The following is a 462-nucleotide window of genomic DNA, read 5'->3' as shown; positions in this document are numbered from 1 at the left end:
GTTGAAGCTGCAAGAAGAGAAAAATGTGTAAAAGTTCTTGCAACACTGAACTCATTTGTAAACGGAGTTCGTTGGATGAGAATGGGAATGGGAAATGACAAATACAATAGAATGTTAGAAATGTTAGAAGAAGATAAAATCACAAGAGCAACAACAGGCGATATGGTACTAAGACACCCATATGAATGCTATCCTAACATAACAGAATCAGGAGATTTCTATACTGATAATACTCTTAAAAATTTAAATGGAGGAGTAGGAGCAAAAGCTGATGAAGATGCAGGAGAAGCATTCCCTACACCAATGTCAACAGCAATAGGAGACTCTTATGTTAGATTTAATATAGAAGATACATTTAAACACTTAAACTGTGGAGTATTTGTAGGTCACGGAAAATATAATGAACTACATGATAGAGAAGAAGCTGATGAAGCTTATAGACTTGCAAAAGAGCCAAAAGAA

1 pseudogene is annotated in these 462 nt (G+C 34.8%); it reads left to right on the top strand.

Features of this window, described 5'->3' with window-relative positions:
- Positions 1–75: 75 nt before the first annotated feature.
- Positions 76–462 (top strand): annotated as a pseudogene (locus ACQ3F0_RS26795) (alpha/beta hydrolase); the annotation flags it as partial.

Origin of the sequence: Clostridium sediminicola, assembly GCF_050402865.1 — a bacterium.
GTDB classification, from domain to species: Bacteria; Bacillota; Clostridia; order Clostridiales; family Clostridiaceae; genus Clostridium_AF; species Clostridium_AF sediminicola.
The sequence above is the reverse complement of the archived record's forward strand: the minus strand, read 5'-3'. Positions and strand labels throughout refer to the sequence as shown.